The following is a 19,517-nucleotide window of genomic DNA, read 5'->3' on the forward strand; positions in this document are numbered from 1 at the left end:
GGTCAGGACACCTCCCGCCGCAGCGTGCGTACCAGCCCGGCGGCCAGCGGGAGGACCATCCAGACGGCCAGCGAGACACCGAGCCGACCCCACTGCCCGGCGGTCACGTCCGGGCCGAGCAGCGGCTCCATGGTGAGCGAGGTGTCCAGCCAGCCGGCCGGCTCCCGCAGCGCCTTGATCATCGCCGACAGCACGCTCCACACGGTGGGCAGCAGCAGGTAGGTGACGATCGCCAGCGGCGTGTTCAGCAGCAGCAGGCCGAATCCGGCGCCCATCAGCACGCTGGCCACCTGGAACACCGCCGCGTACGGCAGCAGCTGCCAGTCGAACGTCCACGCCCCGGCCCCGCCGGTGGCCCGGGCGGCGAGCGTGCCGACGGCGGCGACCGCCACGCTGACCAGCACCGAGCCGAGCGCGGCCAGCACCACCGCGACGAGCTTGGCGGCGATCACCCGCTGGCGGCGGGGCACCAGCGCGAACGTGGTCAGCGCGGTGCGCTGCGACCACTCGCCGGTGATGGAGAGGATGCCCAGCACCGGCAGCAGCAGCCCCACCGGCAGCAGCGACGGGGTGAAGAAGGCGGTGAAGCTCTGATCCTCCGGCTCGACGACGAAGAGCTGCACCACCACGATCACGGCGGCGATCAGCCCGATCGTGACGAGCAGCCAGCGCCCGGCCCGGGTGTCGGCGAGCTTGCGCAGCTCCACCCCGGTCAGCCGGGCCAGTGAGGGACCGGAGACGACCGGCTCGTGCCGGGCCGGGGTCGCGGTGGGGACGGTGGCGGTGGTCATCGGACGGCCTCCTTGGTCGACGCGCCGGCGGTGAGGGTGAGGAAGAGCTGTTCCAGGCCGCCGGTGCCGGCCGGGCGCAGTTCGGTGAGGACCAGCCCGGCGTCGGCCGCCGCCTGGCCGACCTCTCCCGGCTCGGCGCGGACGACGAAGCCGCCGTCGGTGCCGGCGGTGGCCGGCAGCGCGGCCCGGTCCAGGGTGAGGCGCAGGGCGTGCTGGTCCCGGGCGCGGACCAGCGTGCCGGCACCGGCCAGTAGCTCGTCCTTGCCGCCCTGGGCGACCACCGTGCCGCCGCCGATGACCACCAGCCGGTCGGCCACCGCCTCCACCTCCCGCAGCAGGTGGGAGGAGAGCAGCACCGTGCCGCCCCGGTCGGCGAAGTCGCGCAGCAGGCCGCGCATCCAGAAGATCCCCTCCGGGTCCAGGCCGTTGGCCGGCTCGTCGAGGATCAGCACCCGGGGGTCGCCCAGCAGCGCCAGCGCCAGGCCGAGCCGCTGCCGCATGCCCAGGGAGTACGCGCCGACCCGCCGTCGCGCGGCGGTCTCGTTCAGCCCGACCAGGTCCAGCTTCGCGGCGACCTGCCCCCGGTCCACGCCCATGGTGCGGGCGGCCAGGGCGAGCGTCTCCCGGCCGGTGCGCCCGGCGTGCTGGGCCGAGGCGTCGAGCAGGACGCCGATCTCCCGCCCGGGGTTGGGCAGCTCACGGTAGGGCCGGCCGGCGACCGTGGCGCCGCCCGAGCTGGGCGGCGTCATCCCGCAGATCATGCGCATCGTGGTGGACTTGCCGGCGCCGTTCGGGCCGAGGAATCCGGTCACCGTGCCCGGTTCGCAGCGGAACGTGACGTCCTCGACGGCGGTGTGCGGGCCGTACCGCTTGGTCAGGTGGTCGACTTGGATCATGCCGAGAAGCCTGCCGGGGCCACCCGGTGATCCGCTGCGGCCGCCGGTAGCTGCCGGCGCCGACCGAGGTTCACCGCAGACGTCGACTTTGGTAGCTGGCAGCCGGTCCGGGCGGCTACCTACCATGGGGCGGGTGAGCAGCGCCGTCGTACCCGATCACCCCTGGCTCCTGCCGGGCTCCCTGGTGCCCGCCCGGGCGCCCCGGCGGACCCCGCGGGACTGGTTCGTCGACAGCCTGCTGTTCCTGGTCGCCCTGCTCTGGGTGCTGGTCGCGCACGAGGACGCGGTCAGCCGGGACCCCGAGTTCGCGCTCAACGTCGGCCCGGACTGGCTGATCGGGATCGACCTGCTCGCCGGCGTGCTGGCGACCGTCGCGCTCTGGCTGCGCCGGCGCTGGCCGGTCGGGCTGGCCGTGGCCACCGCCCCGCTGACGTTCTTCTCGGTCACCGCCGGGGCCGCGCTGCTGATCGTGCTGTTCACCGTGCTGGTGCACCGCCCGCTGCCGCTGGGGCTGACCCTGGTCGGCTGGAACGTGGTCACCTCGCTGCCCTACATCGCGCTCCGCCCCGACCCGGCCATGCCGCTCTGGGCGGCGATGGCCTGGACCGTGCTGTTCCTCGGCATCGTGGTGGCGTGGGCGCTGTTCGTCCGGGCCCGCCGCCAGCTCGTGCTGTCGCTGCGCGACCGGGCCGAGCGGGCCGAGGCTGAGCAGCAGCTCCGGCTCGAGCAGGCCCGGCACCTCGAACGCGGCCGGATCGCCCGCGAGATGCACGACGTGCTGGCCCACCGGATCTCCCTGCTCAGCCTGCACGCCGGGGCGCTGGAGTTCCGCCCGGACGCGCCGCCGGAGGAGGTCGCCCGGGCGGCTGGCGTGATCCGGGCCAGCGCGCACGCCGCGTTGCAGGACCTGCGCGAGGTGATCGGTGTGCTGCGGGCCGAGGTGAGCGCCGACGCCACCCCGGAACGGCCGCAGCCGACGCTCGGCGACGTGCCGGCGCTGGTGGCCGAGAGCCGGGACGCCGGGGTACGGGTGAGCGTGGTCGACGAGGTGACCGAACCGGCCGAGGTGCCGGCGGCGATCGGGCGCAGCGCGTACCGGATCGTGCAGGAGGGGCTCACCAACGCGCGCAAGCACGCGCCCGGTGCGGTGGTGACCGTCCGGCTGGCCGGCGGCCCCGGCGACGGGCTCGCGGTGGAGATCCGCAACCCCTGGCCGGTGGGCGGTCCGGTCACCGCCATCCCCGGCACCGGCACCGGGCTGGTCGGCGTCGCCGAGCGGGTCACGCTGGCCGGCGGACGCCTCGACCACGGCCGGGACGCCGACGGCGACTTCCGGCTGACCGCCTGGCTGCCCTGGGCGGTGGCCTCGTGAGCGCGAGGAGTGAGCCGGGTCTGCGAGCCCCGCAGTCGCGAACAGGAGAAGCCCCATGACTGGGTCCGTGCGGGTGCTGATCGTGGACGACGACCCGCTGGTCCGGGGCGCCCTGTCGATGATCCTCGGTGGCGTGCCCGACCTGACGGTGGTCGGCGAGGCCACCGACGGGGCGGAGGTGCCGGCGGCCGTCGCCGCCCACGCGCCGGACGTGGTGCTGATGGACATCCGGATGCCCCGGGTGGACGGGTTGGCCGCCACCGAGGCGCTGCGCGCGACCGCGGAGCCGCCCGAGGTGCTGGTGCTGACCACGTTCGACGCGGACGAGCAGGTGCTGCGCGCGTTGCGCGCCGGGGCGAGCGGCTTCCTGCTCAAGGACACCCCGCCGGCGGAGATCGTGGCCGCGGTGCGCCGGGTCGCGGCCGGGGAGGCGACGTTGTCCCCGGCGGTGACCCGCAAGCTGATCGCGCACGTGACCGCCGCCGCGCCGGCCCCGGGCCCGGATCCGAAGCGGGACCGGGCGGTACGGCTGCTGGACGGGCTGTCGGAGCGGGAGCGGGAGGTCGCGTTGCTGCTCGGCCGGGGGCGTACCAACGCGGAGATCTCCGCCGAGCTGTTCATGAGCGTGGCGACGGTGAAGGCGTACGTGTCCCGGCTGCTGACCAAGCTCGACCTGAACAACCGGGTGCAGGTGGCCTTGCTGGTCCAGGACGCCGACCTGGTCTGACCGCGGTCACCCGCACACCGTCTCGCGGGATTGAACTGTCGCCGTTCCCGGGCCGTACCAGTGGTCGAGGATGTGGTGCGGCCGGTCCGCCGCACCGCTGCCGAGCTGCGGGAGGCCTGCCGTGCGAGTTGGTGAGCAGTCGACGGATCCCATCGACCAGATCCTGGGCGAGGTGCCGATGCCGGCGCCGTTGACCCCGGAGGACGTCCGCCTCGCGGTCCGGGCGGTGGTGGTGCACGCCGCCGAGGAGTGGCCCGCGGGGCCGAAGTGCCGCAACGACGGGGCGGCGTTCCCCTGCCGGTTGCACCGTTGGGGGCGTCGGGTGCTGGAGACGCACGGCCTCAACGAGCGTCAGATCGACGCGCTGATCCGGCACGGCAATCCGTTCGTGCACGTACCGTTCCCGTTCGTGCTGGGCGGGCCGTCGGCCCGTCCGGCCGCCGGTCAGCCCGTCCGGCCGGGCGCCCCGGGCCAGCCGGCCCGGTCCGCCGCCCCGGTCGCGCGGGGTCCGGTCCCACGGGTCGCCGCGCCGCCGGTGCGGCCCGGTCCGCGACCCGTCGCCGGGCGGCCCGCCCCGGTCGCCCGGCCGCGTTGGCCCCGGGCGAGCTGACGCCCGTCCCTCGGGTCGCGACGTGGCGTCGGCCGCGCCGTACCGGGGTCACGACGGCGGCGGCCCGGCGCGGGGAGCCCCCACCCCCGCGCCGGGCTGCCGTCGTCCTCAAGGTCAGTTGACCGCGCAGTCCGGTGCCGACCAGTCGGTGGTGTTCGCCGTCTTGTCCTTGGTGTTCTCCCGACGCGAGTCCACGTGGGTGTGGTCGTCGTGGTCCGGGTAGCCGGGGCCGTAGATGCCGCTGAAGCCCTGGTCCCGGGCCGAGCGGGCGATCTCGCAGAGGGTCCGGTCCCGCGAGGTCAGGTCGGCCGCGTTGCCGTAGAGGTGCTGGCTGTCCGCGGCGCCGCCGACCTGCTTGTTGCAGGCGATGCTGCGGAACCCGCTGGACACGTAGAGCGGCTTGTCGCCGAGGCTGCGCCGCAGCGCCTCCAGCTTCCACATGATGCGTACCGCGTTCTCCCGGGTGGCGGACGACGAGAGCGGGCCCCCGCTCCACCCGCCCTTGCCGCAGCCGTTGTCCAGCTCGCTGTAGCTGAAGTGTTTCGGCGTGCAGTCGTCGTCCTGGAGGTCGTAGATCTTGGCGAAGGTCTGCGGTCCGGCCACGCCGTCGGCGCGCAGTCCGTACGCGGACTGGAAGCGCTTGACCGCGGCGGCCGTCTCCGGGCCGTACTTCCCGTCGATCCGGACGACGCCGGCGTATCCGGCCCAGCCGGCCACCCGGATCTGGAGCTGCCGGACGTCCTCGCCGGAGCGTCCCTGGGACAGGGTGCGGGGCCAGGTGTAGCAGCCGTCGGCGTGGGCCGCCGGCGCGGCGACGACAGTCGCGACGGCGGCCCCGGGCAGGGCCAGCGCGAACGCGACGGCCGCCCGCTTCAGGGTGTTGACGCGCACAGGAGTCCTCCCGATGAGAGCGGAACTGGGGTTGGGACGGGGCACATCGACCGCTACGTCCCGTCCTTCTCACCGTGACAGCCGCCGGGCTCCTTCGTGGTGATTAGCGGAAATTGTTCTCGCATTTGCTTGTTGCTGGGCATTGCCTGTGAATAGTGGTGTTTTGCGAATCGGACGGCCGGGCACCATCAGCGCACGGGGTGACACCGAGGGTGATGTCACCTGTCGGACGGGGGCGGTAACGTCTGCTGCCGGGCCCGGGGCGACCCGGGCGGCGACCCTCGCGGGCGGGGAGGTGGGCGTTGGCGCGTGGCGGCGTGTTCTGCGTCGAGGGGCAGTGGCACCGTGACCTCAACGAGCGGGGCTCGGTCCTGCCCACCCTCGAACTGCTCGAACGGCTGGGCCGGATCCGCTACATCCACAAGGACGCCGCCACCCGCGACGAGCTGTTCTACTTCCTCGACCGGTGGCTGCTCAAGCAGTACGCGGACCACCGGGTCGGCTTCTTCGCCATGCACGGCGAGCCGAGCCGGCTCTGCCTCACCGACTGGGACTCGGTGGAGTTGGCCGACGTGGCCGAGCGGATGGCCGGCCGCTGCGAGGGGCGCCGCCTCTACTTCGGCAGCTGTTCGGTGCTGCGCGCCTCGGACGCCGCGCTGCGCGGGTTCCTCGATGTCACCGGGGCGGCGCTGGTCTGCGGTTTCACCCGCGAGGTCGACTGGGTCGAGTCGGCCGCCTTCGAGACCGTGCTGCTCGACGTGCTGGCCAACGGGCAGCGGCACAACGCCGCCGAGCTGCGGATGGGCTCGGCGCACTGGGCGCCGCTCGCCGCGTACCTCGGTTTCCGGGTGATCTACGCCAACGGCCGCGCCTGGCGGCCGACCGCGCGCCCCCGTGTGCCGGAGCAGGTCTCCCCGCGGCGGGCCGCCGGCCGCCCGCGCTGAGATCCGGCCGCCGGCCTGGTAGAACCGAGGGATGCCACGCAGCATCGCGCGCAACACCCGGGTCGACCGGGACGCCCTGACCGAGTTCCTCCGCCCCCGGCACCGCGTCGTGCTGATGACGACCCGCTCCGACGGCCGCCCCCAGTCCTCCCCGGTCTCCTGCGGGGTCGACGCCGAGGGCCGGCTGGTCGTCTCCACCTATCCGGAGCGGGCCAAGGTGGCCAACATCCGTCGTGATCCGCGCGTCTCGGCGTGCGTGCTCTCCGACGACTGGGACGGCCCCTGGGTGCAGGTGGAGGGCACGGCCGAGGTGCTCGACCTGCCCGAGGCGCTGGAGCCGCTGGTGGACTACTTCCGCAGCATCTCCGGGGAGCACCCGGACTGGGACGAGTACCGGGCGGCCATGGTGAAGCAGGGCAAGTCGCTGATCCGGGTCACGATCTCCTCCTGGGGTCCGATCGCCACCGGCGGCTTCCCGGCCCGGCTGGCCGACTGATCAGTACGCGGCGGTGAACCGCGCGTTGCCGAACCTCGGGTTCTCGATCTCGTCGACGATCGCCACCGCCAGGTCCTCGTAGGTGAGCACCGAGCGTCCCTGCGCGTCGGTCACCGGGTGGTCGGTGCCGGTGCGGTAGTGCCCGGTCCGCTCGCCCGGGTGGAACTCCAGCGGCGGCGGGGAGACGTACGTCCAGGTCACCCCGTCGGCGCTGGAGCGGTAGAACTCCAGCGCGTCGGCCTGGCCCTCGGCCGAGTCGCGGTAGTCGGCCGGGAAGTCCGGCTCGTCCAGGTAGCGGGTGCCCTTCGGGGTGAGCAGCGTCGCGCCGCCGCCGACGTGGATCACCCGGGGCGGGTCCGGCAGCTCGCGCAGCGTGTCGACGAGCGTCCGGGCGGCGTCGCGCCACAGCGCGCGTTCCCCGCCGCCGATGGCCACCACGACCACGTCCGCCTCCTCGGCCAGCTCGCGTACGCTCCGCGCCGAGGTGGCGTCGCCGGTGACCGTGCGGACGCCGGGCGGCAGGTAGCCGACGGCCTCGGGGCGGCGTACCGCCGCGGTGACCCGGTGCCCCCGCTCGACCGCCTCGGCGGCGATCCGGGAGCCGGCCGTCCCGCCGGCGCCGAACACGACGATGTCGCTCATGCCTCACAGGCTAGGCAGCGGGCTGCCGGGCGGGTGCCGTTCCGCCGAACCGGTCAGTCGACGAGCGCGGAGTAGACGAGCTGGCGCAACTGGCTGCGCAGCGGATAGGTGCTCGACGGCATGAGCTGGGTGAACAACAGCGCGGTGACCTCCTCCACCGGGTCCACCCAGAACGCGGTGCTGGCCAGGCCGCCCCAGTAGTACTCGCCCACGCTGCTGGGCACCCGCGACGGCACCGGGTCCAGCACCACGGCGAAGCCCAGCCCGAAGCCGATCCCGTCCACGACGGTCTCGGCGAAGCCCTCCGGGGAGAACGAGGCGAGGTCCCGGTTGCCGGGCAGGTGGTTGCGGGTCATGAAGCGCAGCGTGCGGGGGCCGAGCAGGCGGACCCCGTCCAGCTCGCCGCCGTGCAGCAGGAACTGGGTGAAGCGGTGGTAGTCGGCGGCGGTGGAGACCAGACCGCCGCCGCCGGAGTGCCAGCTCGGCTCGGCCAGCGCCGCCCGGCCGACGCCGTCGGCGCGTACCGCCTGGCTGGTCGCCGGGTGCGGGGTGTAGAGGGCGGCCAGCCGCTTGGCGTCCGCCGCGTCGACCCACCAGCGGGTGTCGGTCATCCCGAGCGGGCGCAGGATCCGCTCGGCGAAGAACGCGTCCAGCGACTGCCCGGAGACCACCTCGACCAGGCGGCCCAGCACGTCGGTGGAGACGCCGTAGTTCCAGCTCGTGCCGGGCTGGAACAGCAGCGGCAGGCGGGCCAGGCCGGCCGAGGCCGCGGCGAGGTCCGCGCCGGCCGGCACGCCCAGGTCGAAGCCCGCCGCCCGGTAGAGGCCGTCGACCACCGAGACCTGGGCGAAGCCGTACGTCAGGCCGGCGGTGTGGGTGAGCAGGTGCCAGATCCGGATCGGCTCGGTCGCCGGCACGGTGTAGGGCTTGAGCACGGAGCCCTTGTCGTAGACCCGGACGTCGGCGAACTCCGGCAGCCAGCGGCTGACCGGGTCGTTGAGCTCGAACCGGCCTTCCTCCCAGAGCATCATTGCGGCGACCGAGGTGATCGGCTTGGTCATCGAGTAGATGCGCCAGAGCGTGTCCGCCTCGACCGGCGTGCCGGCCTCCCGGTCGCGCAGCCCGTAGGTGGCCGAGTGGGCGATCTCGCCCCGCCGGGTGACGACGATCTGCCAGCCGGCGAGCCGGCCGTCGTCCACGTAGCGGGCGAAGTGCTGGTCGATCCGCGCCAGCCGGGCGGGGTCGAAGCCGACGCGGTCGGGCTCGGTGCTCACTGCGACACTCACGACGCGAACCTACCGGCCGGTACGGCGGGCGGGAAGTGTCGGCCGCCCACACTAGTGTCGGCGGCATGCCCGAACCGGTCGAGGACGTCACCTACCGCCAGCAGGACTGGTACGCGGAAGACCTGGTCGACCGCCACTTCGTGCGCTGCGAGTTCTTCGACGTCGACCTGACCGAGGCGGTCAGCCGGGGCGCGGTCTTCACCGAGTGCGTCTTCGGCTCCGTGGCGTTCAACGCCTCCCGGCACACCGACTCGGCGTTCACCCGGTGCTCCTTCACCCGGTGCAACCTGTTCGAGGCCGAGTTCACCGGCTGCAAGCTGGTCGGCAGCACCTTCGACCGCTGCGACCTACGCCCGCTGCGGGTCGACCGGGGTGACTGGTCCTTCGTCGCGCTGCCCGGCGCCGACCTGCGCGGCGCGCGGTTCACCGACGTGCGGATGCGCGAGGCCGACCTGACCGGGGCCGACCTGACCGGCGCGGTGCTCACCGGCGTCGACCTCTCCGGCGCCCAGTTGCACGCGGTCAAGCTGAGCCGCGCCGACCTGCGGGGCAGTGACCTGTCCGCGCTCGACCCGACAGCGGTGGAGCGGGCCGGCGCGCGGATCGACGCCGAGCAGGCGGTGCTGCTGGCCCAGGCGCTCGGCTTCCAGGTCGGCTGAGTTCGCGGGAAAAGACGCCGCGCCCTGTCAGGTTTCCCGGACAGACTGGGCCCATGACGTGGTGGTCCGACCTGGTGGCGTCCGAGCCCGACTTCGCGGCGCGGGTGCGGGCCCGTTTCGCGGTCCGCAAGCACGCCACGATGGCGACGCTACGGCGGGACGGCTCACCCCGGATCAGCGGCACCGAGGTCGACTTCGGCGACGACGGGCAGCTCCGGCTGGGCAGCATGGCCGCCGCCGTGAAGGCCCTCGACCTGCGACGTGATCCTCGGGTGGCAGTGCACAGCCCGACCGAGGACACGCCGCCGGACGATCCGTCCGCCTGGGCCGGGGACGCGAAGATCGCCGGCCGGGCGCACGAGGAGCCGCCGGCCGAGGACGGCTCGCACCGGTTCCGGGTCGAGGTGACCGAGGTGGTGCTGACCCGGGTCGGGGACCCGCCGGACCACCTGCTGATCGAGAGCTGGCACCCGGACCGTGGGCTCCGCCGCCGCGAGCGGCGCTGACCCGGCCCGATCACCCGCCACCTCGGGGAATTGGCGGCAACCGGTCCGTTCGGAAGGGGCCACCCCGCCGGAACGGCGGCGGGCGCGCGGCGACTGTCGGGAAATTGGCCTGGGTCGACGGCTTCTCGACGATCGAGGGGTGTGTCATCCTGCCCTGCGGCGAGCCACGGTGACGGCCGCCGGCGCGGTGGCCGAGGGAGGGTCCGTGGCCGAGGACGAACTCACGCAGTCCGGAATCCGGGTCGGCGGCTGGCTGCCCGCCGTACCGGACGGGCCGGCCGGCACGCCGCCGGCGCCCGCCGGGCCACGCCGCCTGCCCGGCGATCCGGACCTCCCCGCGGGCCCTCCGGTCGGCCCGGAACCCCCGACGGCGGAGCACGCGGGTGAGGCGCCCGTGGTCGACGCGATGCCGGCGCACCCCGCCGTCGGCGGGTCCCCGCTGGTCGGACCCGTACCGGCCGGACCGGTACCGACCGGGCCCGGACCAGTCGGTCCGGCGCCCGCCCGATCGTCGGCCGGCGACGGCGACGGCGACGGCCCCGCGACGCGGGGCGTGCCGGTGTCGCCCCACCTCGACGGGGCGTGGGACGGGAGAACGCCGGGTCGGCACTCGGCGCCGGAGAGTCTCCGCGCCCGGCTCGCCGACCTGGCCGGCCCGCTCACCGCCCGGGTGCGGGCGTGGTCCGCCCGGCTGCCCGAGGCCGCGCGCCCCGGGCCGGCGTCGGCGCCCGACCAGCCGGCCACCCGGGTGGCCGCGGCCCGCGCCCGGCGGCGACGCCGACGGGTCGTCCTCACCACCGCCGCGCTGACCGTGACGGTGGTGGCGCTGGCGTACGCGGCGCGGTCGCCGGAGCCACCGGCCGGACGGCGTTCGGGCCCGCCCGCGGCGGCGCCCACCGCGTCGGCGCCGGCCCCGACCGCGGCGCCCCCCACAGTGGTGCCGGACACCGGCAACCCGGCCCTGCCCGGTGGGCCGCTGCTCGACCTCGACCAGGAACCGGTGCCCCCGTCGGTGTCGCTCAGCCTGCTCGGGACCCGGGACTGGCGGCACTGGGGCGGCACCGGCGCGGACAGCGTGCAGCGCAAGCAGCGCGGCACCGGCGAGATCGAGGACCCGGGCGGTGACCGGCTGGAGCACAACGCCGGGGTCGCCGACCTCAACTGGACCGACGGCACCCCCACCGCGCGGGAGGAGGGCACCCGGGCGGGCGTCTTCCAGCGGGGCGCCGGGAAGACCTTCACGCTCGCCGTGGCCGGCAGCGGGGACCTGCGGACGGTGCGGCTGTTCGTCGGCGCGTTCTCGGCCGGGGCGCGTCTCGACGTGTCGCTTCCCGGCGGCCACGACCCGGCCGTCCGGGAGGTGGCGCTGGCCCGGGGCGACCGCTTCTACCAGTACGTGGTGCACTTCCGGGCGCCCCGCGGTCAGCGGTTGCTGATCACCTGGCGGGCGCTCACGGTGACCGGGGGGCAGAACGACGGGGTGTCGCTGGAAGCGATCACGGTAAGCTGAGCGACCGCGCGGCCGGTCCGGACCGCTACCGCTTGGTAACGAACTGGAAACGCCCGTCGGCCCACATATGGCGCAAAGGGCCGTCCGGTGACACCGTGAAGCCCGTCGCGCTCCGGTCGCCCCTCGACGGCGCCGGGTGACCGAAGCGGAGGGTGTGTGGGCGAGGAGGATCGTTCGCGAACCGGCCCCGGCTCACACCGTGAGGGCCGCCCGAACACCCGGTCCGCGCTGCGCCGACTGCGGCGCCGGCGACGGCTGGCGCTGGAGGGCCTGGCCGCGTTCCTCTGCCTGGCCGCGCTGGCGGCCTACCTGGGCACCGAGCACCACGACACACCCCGCGAGGAGAGCGCGGCGCTGCCGGTGGCGCCGACCGGCCGGGTCGGGCTGCCGAGCGAGGGCGACGGCGCGGTAGCCACCCCCGGCCTGCGGCCCCGGCAGCGGCCGCCGTCGCCGAGCCCGTCGCCGTCCACGGTGGCCCCGTCCCCGGTGGCCCCCACGCTCGCGGTCAGCCGCGCCGAGGTGCCGGCCACCGTCGACCTCAGCGCGGTCGGTGCCGTCGACTGGGTCCACTGGGGACTGCTCGGCGCCGACCGCACGGTACGCAAGCGGGGCGGCTCCGGCGCGATCCGGGACGAGGGCGGCCGGGGGCGACGGGAGAGCTACAGCAACAACCCGGAGGAGTACGCCTGGCGCGACGGCGTGCCGGTCCGCTCGGCCAGCGGCACCATGTCGGGCGTCTACACCTGCGACCGGGGCAGCGGCTTCACCCTGACCGTGGCCGCCGACGGGCAGCAGCGCACCGTGCACCTCTACGCCGGGCTGTGGATGGCCCGGGGCCGGCTCGACGTCCGGGTCGCCGGCGGTCCGGTCAGCACGGTCCGGATGGAGGATCCGCACACCGCGCTCACCGCCGACTTCACCATCCGGTTCCGGGCTCCGCGCGGCGCGAAACTGCTGCTGAGCTGGACCGTGGAGGAGTCGCTCGGCCAGTGCGGGAACGTCAGTCTCCAGGCCGCCGCGCTGCGCTGATCGACGATCGCCGGGTGCCCGGCCCGGGCCGGCGGTACCGTGGGCCGGACCAGCCCGAACGATCTCCGGAGCAAGGCGATGACCACCAGCGAGCAGGTGCGCGACAGTCCCGAGGGGTGGGTCGCCGACCACATCCGGCGCTATGTGGAGACCGGCGGTGCGGAGGGGCACGAGTGGCGGCCCGGGGTGTTCACCCTGCTGCTGACCACCCGGGGCCGGCGCTCCGGTGACCTGCGGCGCACCGCCCTGATCTACGGTCGGGACGGCGACGCGTACCTGGTGGTCGCCTCGCGCGGCGGATCGCCGCGGCATCCGGCCTGGTATCTGAACCTCCTCGCCGACCCCGAGGTCACGGTGCAGGTCGGCCCGGACACGTTCCGGGCCCGGGCGCGCACCGCGACGCCGGAGGAGAAGCCGCGCATGTGGCGTGCCATGACGTCCGTCTGGCCGGCGTACGACGAGTACCAGACGAAGACCGACCGGGAGATCCCGGTGGTGGTGCTGGAGCGGATCTGACCGCGCTTACCCGCCGGGTAATCGACCGGGCTCGGACGCCCGCGCAGAATCGGTGGCACCTGCCGCGTCGCGAGACCGGCGCCGTCACCGGGGAGGAACCATGCCTGCGTTCGCGCTCGCCAGCCTGCGTCCCGCGCAGCTCAACGAGGAGATCCTGGAATACATCGAGAAGGTGCAGTCGACCTTCGCGCCGTTCGGCGGGCGGTTCCGGGTGCACGGCGCCGAGCCCGAGGTCCTGGAGGGCACGTGGCCGGGCACCGTGGTGATCGTCGAGTTCCCGGACGTCGAGCGGGCCCGCGCCTGGTACGCGTCCCCGGCGTACCAGGAGATCCTGCCGCTGCGGACCCGGAACATCGAGGGGGAGACGATCATCCTCGACGGGGTCGGCCCGGACTACGACGCCGCCCGCACCGCCGCCCGCATGCGGGCCGCCCGCGGCTGAACCGCCGGGACAGTTTGTCCGTCGCGTCGGGGGCGGGGCGTCGTACGTTTTCGACGTCCCGCCCGACCATCCTCAGTGGAGGAACGACCGATGAGCCGCCCCGCGCCCGTGGCCCCCGCCCGCCCGTCCCCCGACGGCGGCGTGCTGCGGGAGATCCCGCTGCCGCCGTACGTGACGGTCGAGGACGTCCAGTTCGCCGTGCGGGCGGTGGTGGTGCACGCGCCCCGGTCCTGGTCGGGCGGGACGATCTGCCGCAACGACGCCAGCCCGCACCCGTGCCGCCTGCACAGCTGGGGCCGCCGGGTGCTCGCCCTGCGCGGCCTGCCGCCGGCCGAGATCGACGCGCTGGTCGAGCGGGGCGACCCCACCGCCGACCCGCGCCCCTACCGGCCGGGGGCCTGAGCGCCCGGGCCGCCGGTCAACAGAGGGCCGGCTTGACCCAGGAGCACTCCCGCCCCTCCGGCACCCGGGGTGAGTCCGGCGCGGTCGGCACCGTCATCCGGGCCGTGGTCGCCCCCTTCTCGGTGTAGGTGGCCAGCGCGATCGCGATCTGGTCCTCCAGACCCTTGACCGACGAGGTCAGGTAGTTGTTGAGCACGATCGAGAAGGCCAGCAGCCGGCCGTCGGCGTCGGTGACGTAGCCGGAGAGGCCGGACGCGCCGGTCAGGCTGCCGGTCTTGGCGTGCACGTTGTCCGCGGCGGCGGTGCCGACCATCCGGCTGCGCAGTGTGCCGCCGACGAACCGGTCCGGGTTGCCGGCGATCGGCAGGGCGGCGTACCAGGTGTCGAACCAGGGCTCGGCGCGGACCGCCGACAGCAGCGTGACGAACTGGGCCGGCGGGACGAGGTTGCGCCGGGACAGCCCGGAGCCGTCGCGCTGACGCAGCGTCCCGGTGTCCACCCCGGCGTCCCCGGCGTACTCGCCGACGGCGGACAGGCCGGCGGCCCAGGTGCCCGAGCCGGAGAGGACCCGGCCCAACTCCTTGGTGAGCACCTCGGCGTGGCCGTTGTTGGAGAGCTTGAGGAACGGCACCATGAGATCGGCCAGCGGCATCGAGTCGTGCCGGGCCAGCGGCCGGGCGGTGTCCGGGGTGGCCGCGCCGAGCACGGTCCGGCCGAGCACCCGTACGCCGTGCCGGCGCAGCGCGGACCGGAAGACGTCGGCGGCGTAGCCGGTCGGCTCCCAGACCGTCACCCAGTCGCTCTCGGTGGTCTGACCGACCGCGATCTGCCCGGTCACCACCACGGTGTTGCCGCCGTGCGCGCGCTCGATGGAGATGGTCGTCTCGCCCCCGGCGACGGTCTGGGCCCGGTTGTCGACGCGCAGCCAGCCGTTGTCCGGTGTCATCGAGATCTTCGGCCGGGAGCCGGCCCGCGCCCCGGGTTCGGCGTGCACGATCACCGTGCCGGCGTCGTAGTCGGTGTCCGGGGCCACGGTCAGCGCGGACACCTGCGCCGCGTAGTAGTAGGGCTCGTCGTCCCAGGTCCAGTCCGGACCGAGCCGGCTGCGGTCGTAGCGGATGTCGTCGGCGACCAGGTCGCCGGTCACCACCCGTACGCCCGCCGCGGCGACCTGCTCGGCGAGCTGGTCGTAGTCCGCCGCCAGCATCGTCGGGTCGCCCCCGCCACGCAGGTAGAGGTCGCCGGAGAGCAGCCCGGCGCGACGCGGCCCGTCGGTGCTGACGTCGGTGGTGAAGCGGTGCCCGGGGCCGAGCAGCTCCATCGCGGCGGTCGAGGTGAGCAGCTTGGTGTTCGAGGCGGGGACGAGCCGCCGTTGCCCGTTGCGGTCGTAGAGGGTGCGGCCGGTGGCGGCGTCGACCACGACCACGCCGGCCTGGGCGCCGTCGAGCCGACTGTCGGCGAGGATCGCGTCGATGGTCGCGTGCAGCCGGGTCTGCGCGGGGGTGGGCGCTTCGGCCGTGGCGGTGGTGGGGCCGGCGGCGGCCGCGGTGGCGACCAGCACCGACACCGCGAGTGCCCGGATGAAGAGACGGCGATGCATGTGTCGATGCTGCCATGGAGTTTTCCTGCGGGAAAGCCTCCGCGGCGAAAGGTTATTGCCAACCGCCGGCGCAACCTCAGGGACGCGGTGTGGCCACCCGCTCCGCCGGTCCCGGACCGTCCGCCCCCCGGCGCAGGATCAGCGGCGCGGCCAGAGCGGCGAGCGCGCCGCCCAGCAGCGGGAAGACGATGAACACCCAGAGCTGGCGCAGCGCGGTGCCGCCCTGGAACAGGGCCGGACCGAAGGACCGGGCCGGATTGACCGAGGTGCCGTCCAGGGTGAGGCCGACCAGGTGCGCGGCGGCCAGCGCGAGACCGATCGGTACCCCGGCGAACGCGGCGTGCTCACCGCGGCCGGTCACCACCAGCACCACCAGGACGAAGAGGAACGTCAGCACCGTCTCCAGCACGGCGGCGCCGCCCAGGTTGATGTGCGCGCCGTACCCGTTGGTGCCGAGCGCGCCGGTCTGGTCGACCACGTCACCCCAGCGGGTGAGTGCCCAGATCACGAACGCGGCGACGGTGGCGCCGGCGAACTGGGCGATCCAGTACGCCACCGCGCCCAACGGGGAGATCTTCCCGGAGAGCAGCACGCCCAACGTGACGGCCGGATTGATGTGGCTGCCGGAGAGCGGCCCCATCGTGTACACCAGCGCCAGCATGGTGAAACCGAAGGCCAGGGCGACCACCACCACGCCGCCCTGGACCCGGGCGAAGACGGCGCTGCCCACGCCGAAGAAGATCAGCAGCAGCGAGCCGAGGAACTCGGCGACGTACCTGCGCGGGTCGTCCATTCCCCGAGCTTATGGATCCGCCGGCCCTCGGGAGGGGAAAACCCCTGTTCACGCCGACCACGGCCGATCCGCCGACTCCATTTGACGGATCCCCGTCCAGGGGGCACCGTGGGTGGGGAGGGGCCGTGTACCGCCCCGCTTCCGTGCGGCGAACGGTGGTTCGCCCACTTCCGGGTCGCGAGCCGACCGCGTGGGCCGTGTCGCCCGCGGATCCCGAAACCCAGCCATGAGGAGTTCCGCCATGCTGACCATGACCGACAACGCCGTCCTGGTGATCCGAGACCTCGCCGCCCAGCAGGACGTCGGCGACGCGGGCGGGCTGCGCATCGCCGCCGACACCGAAGCCGGCGCGCTCTCCATCGAGCTGGTCCCGGAGCCCGTGCAGGGCGACCAGGTGGTGGACACCCAGGGGGCCCGGATCTTCCTCGACTCCGATGCCGCCGAACTGCTCAACGACACCTCGGTAGACGCGGTCGTCGACGAGGAGGGCGTCGTCCAGTTCGGTTTCACCGAGCAGGAGTGACTCAACCGGCGCGGCGGGCCTCCCCGCCGCGCTGCCGGCCGGCGCGTCCCCGCTCCGGGGCGTCCCGGCCGGCCCACGGCGACCCCTCGCGCCGCTCCCGGTCCGGACCGGCGAGTGCGGCCAGCACGTGCGCCAGGTGGTGCGACGTGCTCCAGGCGATCCAGTTGGCCGCCGAGCCCGCGCCCGCGCCGCGCCGGGCCCGGCGCAGGATCTCGTGGTCGCCCCAGGAGAAGCCGGCCCCGGCCGCCGGCCAGTGCGGGGCGGCCACCAGCGTCCGGCACAGGTCGGCGAAGCGCTCGTCGCCCCGCCCACCCCGCCGGGACCAGCGGTAGACCCACCACGCGTCCTCCGCCGTCCACCGCACCGTCGGGAGCCGGTCGCCGGGGGCGTCCGCCCCGCGCGCCGCGCAGCCCACGCCGTAGTCGCCGTAGCCCAGGCGGAGGTCGGCCAGGCGCTGCCAGAGCAGCCAGTCGTAGCGCTCCAGCCGCACCGGTTCGTCGGTGGGGAGCCGGGACAGCGCCGGTGGCATCCCGCCCGCCGCCACGGTCACCGAGCGCCAGGCGTGCCGCCGCGCCCACTCGGCCGCGCGGCGCACCCGCGGCTCGGCCAGCCGGACGTCGGCGGGGCAGCACACGTCCCCCGCGTCCAGCAGCAGGTCGCACTGCTCCGGCATCAGCCCGGTCGACCGCCACACCCGCTCCACCGCGGCGGTGGTGGCGTCCGGGCCGGCCCGGTCCGGGCCGGTCCGCAGCCGGACCACGGCCCGCCGCGCCCAGGCCCGGGCCGCGACGCCGTGGGCGGCGAGCCGTCGGTCACTCTCCGCGAGGCCGATCACCGGCACCAGTGGTACGCCCCAGCGCACCGGATCGTGTTCCGGGGCGTCCGGCAGCGCCGACGCGTCGACGGCCGGCAGCAGACCGGCGGGAAGTCGACCGAGAGCCTCCGGTGTGGACGGATCGTCGGGCGGGACGTCGACGACCGGGGCGAGCAGCGCCGCGGCGGCGTCGTCGAGGTGGGCCAGGGCTTCCAGTTCACCCCGCCGGCCGGCCAGCACCGGGCGGTAGACCGGGTCCGGCCGTCGACCTCCGGGTGCGGGCACCATAATTCAATGTAGCGGGGCGATCGCTCTCCGTCACCAGAATCTGGCCCCGGCGCTGGTCGGCGGCCGCCGCCGCGCGAACGTCGTCGGGGCCGGACGCGGACCCCGCCGCGTTCCGGCCCCGACACCCGGTCGCCGGTCAGTCGTCGTCGCCGTGGTCGTCGTGCCGGTCGTGCGTGCCGCGGCTGTCGTCCCGGCCCCCGTCGTCGTCCCGGCCCCGGCTCCCGTCGTCGTCCCGGTCCCGGCTGTCGTCCCGGTCCCGGCTGTCGTCCCGGTCCCGGCTGTCGTCCCGGCCCCGGTCGTCGGCGCCGGCCCGCTCCCGCTCGACCTCCAGCACGGAGCCGGTGCCCCGGTCGACCTTCACCTCGTGCCGCCAGCCGTCCCGGTCCACCTTGACGCTCCACGACGGACGGCCGTGCTCGGTCTCCGCCTCGACCTCGGTGACCCGGCCGCCCCCGGTCCGGGCCAGGGCCACCTCGGCCGCGCGCTGCCGGCTCACCGTGCCGCCGGTCGCCGCACCGGTCGCGTCGTCGTCCACCCCGCGTCGGGCCGGGTCGTCCTCGCCGCCCCCGGCGGTGTCGTCGGCGCTCCGTCGGGCCGGGTCGTCCTCGCCCACGGCGCCCGGGCCGGTGGTGCCGTCGTCGTCCACCCCCTGCCGCTCCGGGTTGTCCTCGCCGGGCGCGCCAGTCCCGGTCGTGTCGTCGGCCCCCTGCCGGGCCGGGTTGTCCTCGACCGTCACGGCCGCCGGCGCGGTCGGCCCGCCCGACCGCTCGGCGGCGGTCACACCGAGCGCCGCGCCGGCCACCGCCAGCACCGCCACACCACCGGCCGCCGCCAACACCAGGGAAGTTCGTCGCATGTCGCCACCTCTCCTCGATTCCTGGCGTCGAGACTGCGCCCCGGACGGTCGCCGTCGCGCTAGCCGAGGGACAAGGCCGGGTTAAGGCGGTGAGACCGGGCCGGCGGGGGAAAAGCGGTTGCCCGGTGACCGGTCGGGGGGATGAATGGGCGGGTGCACGAGACCCTGGGGTTCCCCGCGCTGCTGCGGCTGATCGACGAACGGTCGGCGGCCTTCCGCGCCGCGGTGGCCGCCGCGCCCGACCTCGACCTGCCGGTCCCGACATGTCCGGAGTGGACGCTGTTCGACCTGGCGCGGCACCTGGGGGAGGGGCGTCGCTCCTGGGCCGCGACCGTCGCCGCGGGACCGGACGCCCCGGGCCGGATCACCCCGGAGGGGCCGGCCGCGCCCCGGGAGCGCGAGGCCCTCCTGGCCTGGCTGGCCGACTCGACGCGGCACCTGGTGGACGCGTTGCGGGACGCCGGCCCGGACCGGGGCTGCTGGACGTGGTGGGGCACGTCGCAGTCACCACAGACCTGTGGCGCCGTCGCCCGGCACCAGCTCCAGGAGATCGCCGTGCACACCTACGACGCCCAACTCACCGTGGGCGCGCCCCGGCCGCTGCCGGACGACGTGGCGCTCGACGGCGTCGAGGAGTTCCTGTCCACCTGCTGCACGACGACGGCCGGCTGGCCGCACGGGCCCGCCGCGGTCGACTACCACGCCACCGAGGGCCGCTCCTGGCGCCAGCGGCTCTCCGCGGACGGCGTACGCGCCGACCGCCTGCCCGGACCCACCGACGCGGGCGCGGCCGACGCCTCCGCCCGGGGTACGGCCGGCGAACTGGTCCTGGCCTTCTACGGCCGGATTCCGATGGACTCGCTCGACATCGAGGGCGACCGCGGTCTGTTCGACCTGCTCGACGAGTGGGAGCCGGAGTAGGCG

Annotated in this window: 23 protein-coding genes; 14 read left to right on the forward strand and 9 right to left on the reverse strand. The window is 74.9% G+C overall.

Annotated elements, in window-relative coordinates:
* Positions 1-2 precede the first annotated feature (2 nt).
* On the reverse strand, positions 3-791 hold the full coding sequence (locus ACN27B_RS15535; RefSeq protein ID WP_099162381.1) for an ABC transporter permease: 789 nt from the start codon (positions 789-791) through the stop codon (positions 3-5).
* Complete coding sequence (locus ACN27B_RS15540; protein ID WP_099162380.1) at positions 788-1,687, reverse strand: ABC transporter ATP-binding protein; 900 nt, start codon at positions 1,685-1,687, stop codon at positions 788-790. The genes ACN27B_RS15535 and ACN27B_RS15540 overlap by 4 nt, the downstream gene beginning before the upstream one ends.
* Positions 1,688-1,820: 133 nt before the next feature.
* Between ACN27B_RS15540 and ACN27B_RS15545 the strand changes: the two genes are divergently transcribed.
* The 3 genes from ACN27B_RS15545 (at position 1,821) to ACN27B_RS15555 (ending at position 4,396) form a co-directional block, all read left to right on the forward strand.
* Positions 1,821-3,059, forward strand: coding sequence for a sensor histidine kinase (locus ACN27B_RS15545; RefSeq protein WP_422745663.1), 1,239 nt, complete (start codon positions 1,821-1,823; stop codon positions 3,057-3,059).
* 55 nt (positions 3,060-3,114) lie between these two features.
* Positions 3,115-3,786, forward strand: coding sequence for a response regulator (locus ACN27B_RS15550; protein ID WP_422745665.1), 672 nt, complete (start codon positions 3,115-3,117; stop codon positions 3,784-3,786).
* Positions 3,787-3,907: 121 nt separating this feature from the next.
* Positions 3,908-4,396, forward strand: a complete 489-nt coding sequence (locus tag ACN27B_RS15555; protein ID WP_357622157.1) for a hypothetical protein — start codon at positions 3,908-3,910, stop codon at positions 4,394-4,396.
* A gap of 114 nt (positions 4,397-4,510) precedes the next feature.
* On the opposite strand, the gene ACN27B_RS15560 is transcribed toward ACN27B_RS15555, so the two are convergent.
* Positions 4,511-5,287, reverse strand: a complete 777-nt coding sequence (locus tag ACN27B_RS15560) for a D-Ala-D-Ala carboxypeptidase family metallohydrolase (RefSeq protein WP_099162377.1) — start codon at positions 5,285-5,287, stop codon at positions 4,511-4,513.
* A gap of 302 nt (positions 5,288-5,589) precedes the next feature.
* On the opposite strand from ACN27B_RS15560, the gene ACN27B_RS15565 reads away from it, so the two are divergent.
* Both ACN27B_RS15565 and ACN27B_RS15570 read left to right on the forward strand, forming a co-directional pair.
* The gene (locus ACN27B_RS15565) at positions 5,590-6,231 is read left to right on the forward strand and encodes a DUF6642 family protein (RefSeq protein ID WP_099162376.1); all 642 of its coding nucleotides are present in this window, start codon (positions 5,590-5,592) and stop codon (positions 6,229-6,231) included.
* Between the two features lie 31 nt (positions 6,232-6,262).
* Positions 6,263-6,727 carry a PPOX class F420-dependent oxidoreductase gene (locus ACN27B_RS15570; protein ID WP_099162375.1) on the forward strand — a complete coding sequence of 155 codons (465 nt, stop codon included), beginning with the start codon at positions 6,263-6,265 and terminating at the stop codon, positions 6,725-6,727.
* Here ACN27B_RS15570 and ACN27B_RS15575 read toward each other — a convergent pair whose 3' ends face one another.
* A complete protein-coding gene (locus tag ACN27B_RS15575; protein ID WP_099162374.1) occupies positions 6,728-7,369 on the reverse strand; it encodes an NAD(P)-dependent oxidoreductase in 642 nt (213 codons plus the stop codon). It abuts the gene before it with no gap.
* A 53-nt stretch (positions 7,370-7,422) separates the two neighbouring features.
* On the reverse strand, positions 7,423-8,655 hold the full coding sequence (locus tag ACN27B_RS15580; protein WP_422745668.1) for a serine hydrolase domain-containing protein: 1,233 nt from the start codon (positions 8,653-8,655) through the stop codon (positions 7,423-7,425).
* A gap of 65 nt (positions 8,656-8,720) precedes the next feature.
* Between ACN27B_RS15580 and ACN27B_RS15585 the strand changes: the two genes are divergently transcribed.
* The 7 genes from ACN27B_RS15585 (at position 8,721) to ACN27B_RS15615 (ending at position 13,719) form a co-directional block, all read left to right on the forward strand.
* On the forward strand, positions 8,721-9,314 hold the full coding sequence (locus ACN27B_RS15585; protein ID WP_099162372.1) for a pentapeptide repeat-containing protein: 594 nt from the start codon (positions 8,721-8,723) through the stop codon (positions 9,312-9,314).
* 53 nt (positions 9,315-9,367) lie between these two features.
* A complete protein-coding gene (locus ACN27B_RS15590) occupies positions 9,368-9,820 on the forward strand; it encodes a pyridoxamine 5'-phosphate oxidase family protein (RefSeq protein ID WP_422745671.1) in 453 nt (150 codons plus the stop codon).
* A gap of 205 nt (positions 9,821-10,025) precedes the next feature.
* The gene (locus tag ACN27B_RS15595; RefSeq protein ID WP_422745673.1) at positions 10,026-11,330 is read left to right on the forward strand and encodes a hypothetical protein; all 1,305 of its coding nucleotides are present in this window, start codon (positions 10,026-10,028) and stop codon (positions 11,328-11,330) included.
* Between the two features lie 156 nt (positions 11,331-11,486).
* Positions 11,487-12,359, forward strand: coding sequence for a hypothetical protein (locus ACN27B_RS15600; RefSeq protein WP_422745675.1), 873 nt, complete (start codon positions 11,487-11,489; stop codon positions 12,357-12,359).
* 78 nt (positions 12,360-12,437) lie between these two features.
* Positions 12,438-12,875: a nitroreductase family deazaflavin-dependent oxidoreductase gene (locus ACN27B_RS15605; protein ID WP_099164749.1), complete on the forward strand. Its 438-nt coding sequence runs from the start codon at positions 12,438-12,440 to the stop codon at positions 12,873-12,875.
* Between the two features lie 100 nt (positions 12,876-12,975).
* The gene (locus ACN27B_RS15610) at positions 12,976-13,317 is read left to right on the forward strand and encodes a DUF1330 domain-containing protein (protein WP_099162370.1); all 342 of its coding nucleotides are present in this window, start codon (positions 12,976-12,978) and stop codon (positions 13,315-13,317) included.
* A gap of 90 nt (positions 13,318-13,407) precedes the next feature.
* On the forward strand, positions 13,408-13,719 hold the full coding sequence (locus tag ACN27B_RS15615; RefSeq protein ID WP_091581115.1) for a hypothetical protein: 312 nt from the start codon (positions 13,408-13,410) through the stop codon (positions 13,717-13,719).
* Between the two features lie 16 nt (positions 13,720-13,735).
* Here the strand turns inward: ACN27B_RS15615 and dacB are convergent, their stop codons facing one another.
* Both dacB and ACN27B_RS15625 read right to left on the reverse strand, forming a co-directional pair.
* A complete protein-coding gene (gene dacB, locus ACN27B_RS15620; protein ID WP_422745678.1) occupies positions 13,736-15,319 on the reverse strand; it encodes a D-alanyl-D-alanine carboxypeptidase/D-alanyl-D-alanine endopeptidase in 1,584 nt (527 codons plus the stop codon).
* 76 nt (positions 15,320-15,395) lie between these two features.
* Positions 15,396-16,112 carry an MIP/aquaporin family protein gene (locus ACN27B_RS15625; protein WP_099162368.1) on the reverse strand — a complete coding sequence of 239 codons (717 nt, stop codon included), beginning with the start codon at positions 16,110-16,112 and terminating at the stop codon, positions 15,396-15,398.
* A 241-nt stretch (positions 16,113-16,353) separates the two neighbouring features.
* On the opposite strand from ACN27B_RS15625, the gene ACN27B_RS15630 reads away from it, so the two are divergent.
* A complete protein-coding gene (locus tag ACN27B_RS15630) occupies positions 16,354-16,635 on the forward strand; it encodes an iron-sulfur cluster biosynthesis family protein (RefSeq protein WP_099162367.1) in 282 nt (93 codons plus the stop codon).
* A gap of 1 nt (position 16,636) precedes the next feature.
* Here the strand turns inward: ACN27B_RS15630 and ACN27B_RS15635 are convergent, their stop codons facing one another.
* The gene (locus tag ACN27B_RS15635; RefSeq protein ID WP_422745681.1) at positions 16,637-17,737 is read right to left on the reverse strand and encodes a beta family protein; all 1,101 of its coding nucleotides are present in this window, start codon (positions 17,735-17,737) and stop codon (positions 16,637-16,639) included.
* A 136-nt stretch (positions 17,738-17,873) separates the two neighbouring features.
* Positions 17,874-18,593 (reverse strand): PepSY domain-containing protein, encoded by a 720-nt coding sequence (locus ACN27B_RS15640; protein ID WP_422745683.1) that lies wholly within the window; start codon positions 18,591-18,593, stop codon positions 17,874-17,876.
* A gap of 153 nt (positions 18,594-18,746) precedes the next feature.
* On the opposite strand from ACN27B_RS15640, the gene ACN27B_RS15645 reads away from it, so the two are divergent.
* On the forward strand, positions 18,747-19,514 hold the full coding sequence (locus ACN27B_RS15645; protein ID WP_422745685.1) for a maleylpyruvate isomerase family mycothiol-dependent enzyme: 768 nt from the start codon (positions 18,747-18,749) through the stop codon (positions 19,512-19,514).
* Positions 19,515-19,517 lie beyond the last annotated feature (3 nt).

The organism is Micromonospora sp. WMMD754, assembly GCF_049315235.1.
Taxonomy (GTDB): domain Bacteria; phylum Actinomycetota; class Actinomycetes; order Mycobacteriales; family Micromonosporaceae; genus Micromonospora; species Micromonospora sediminicola.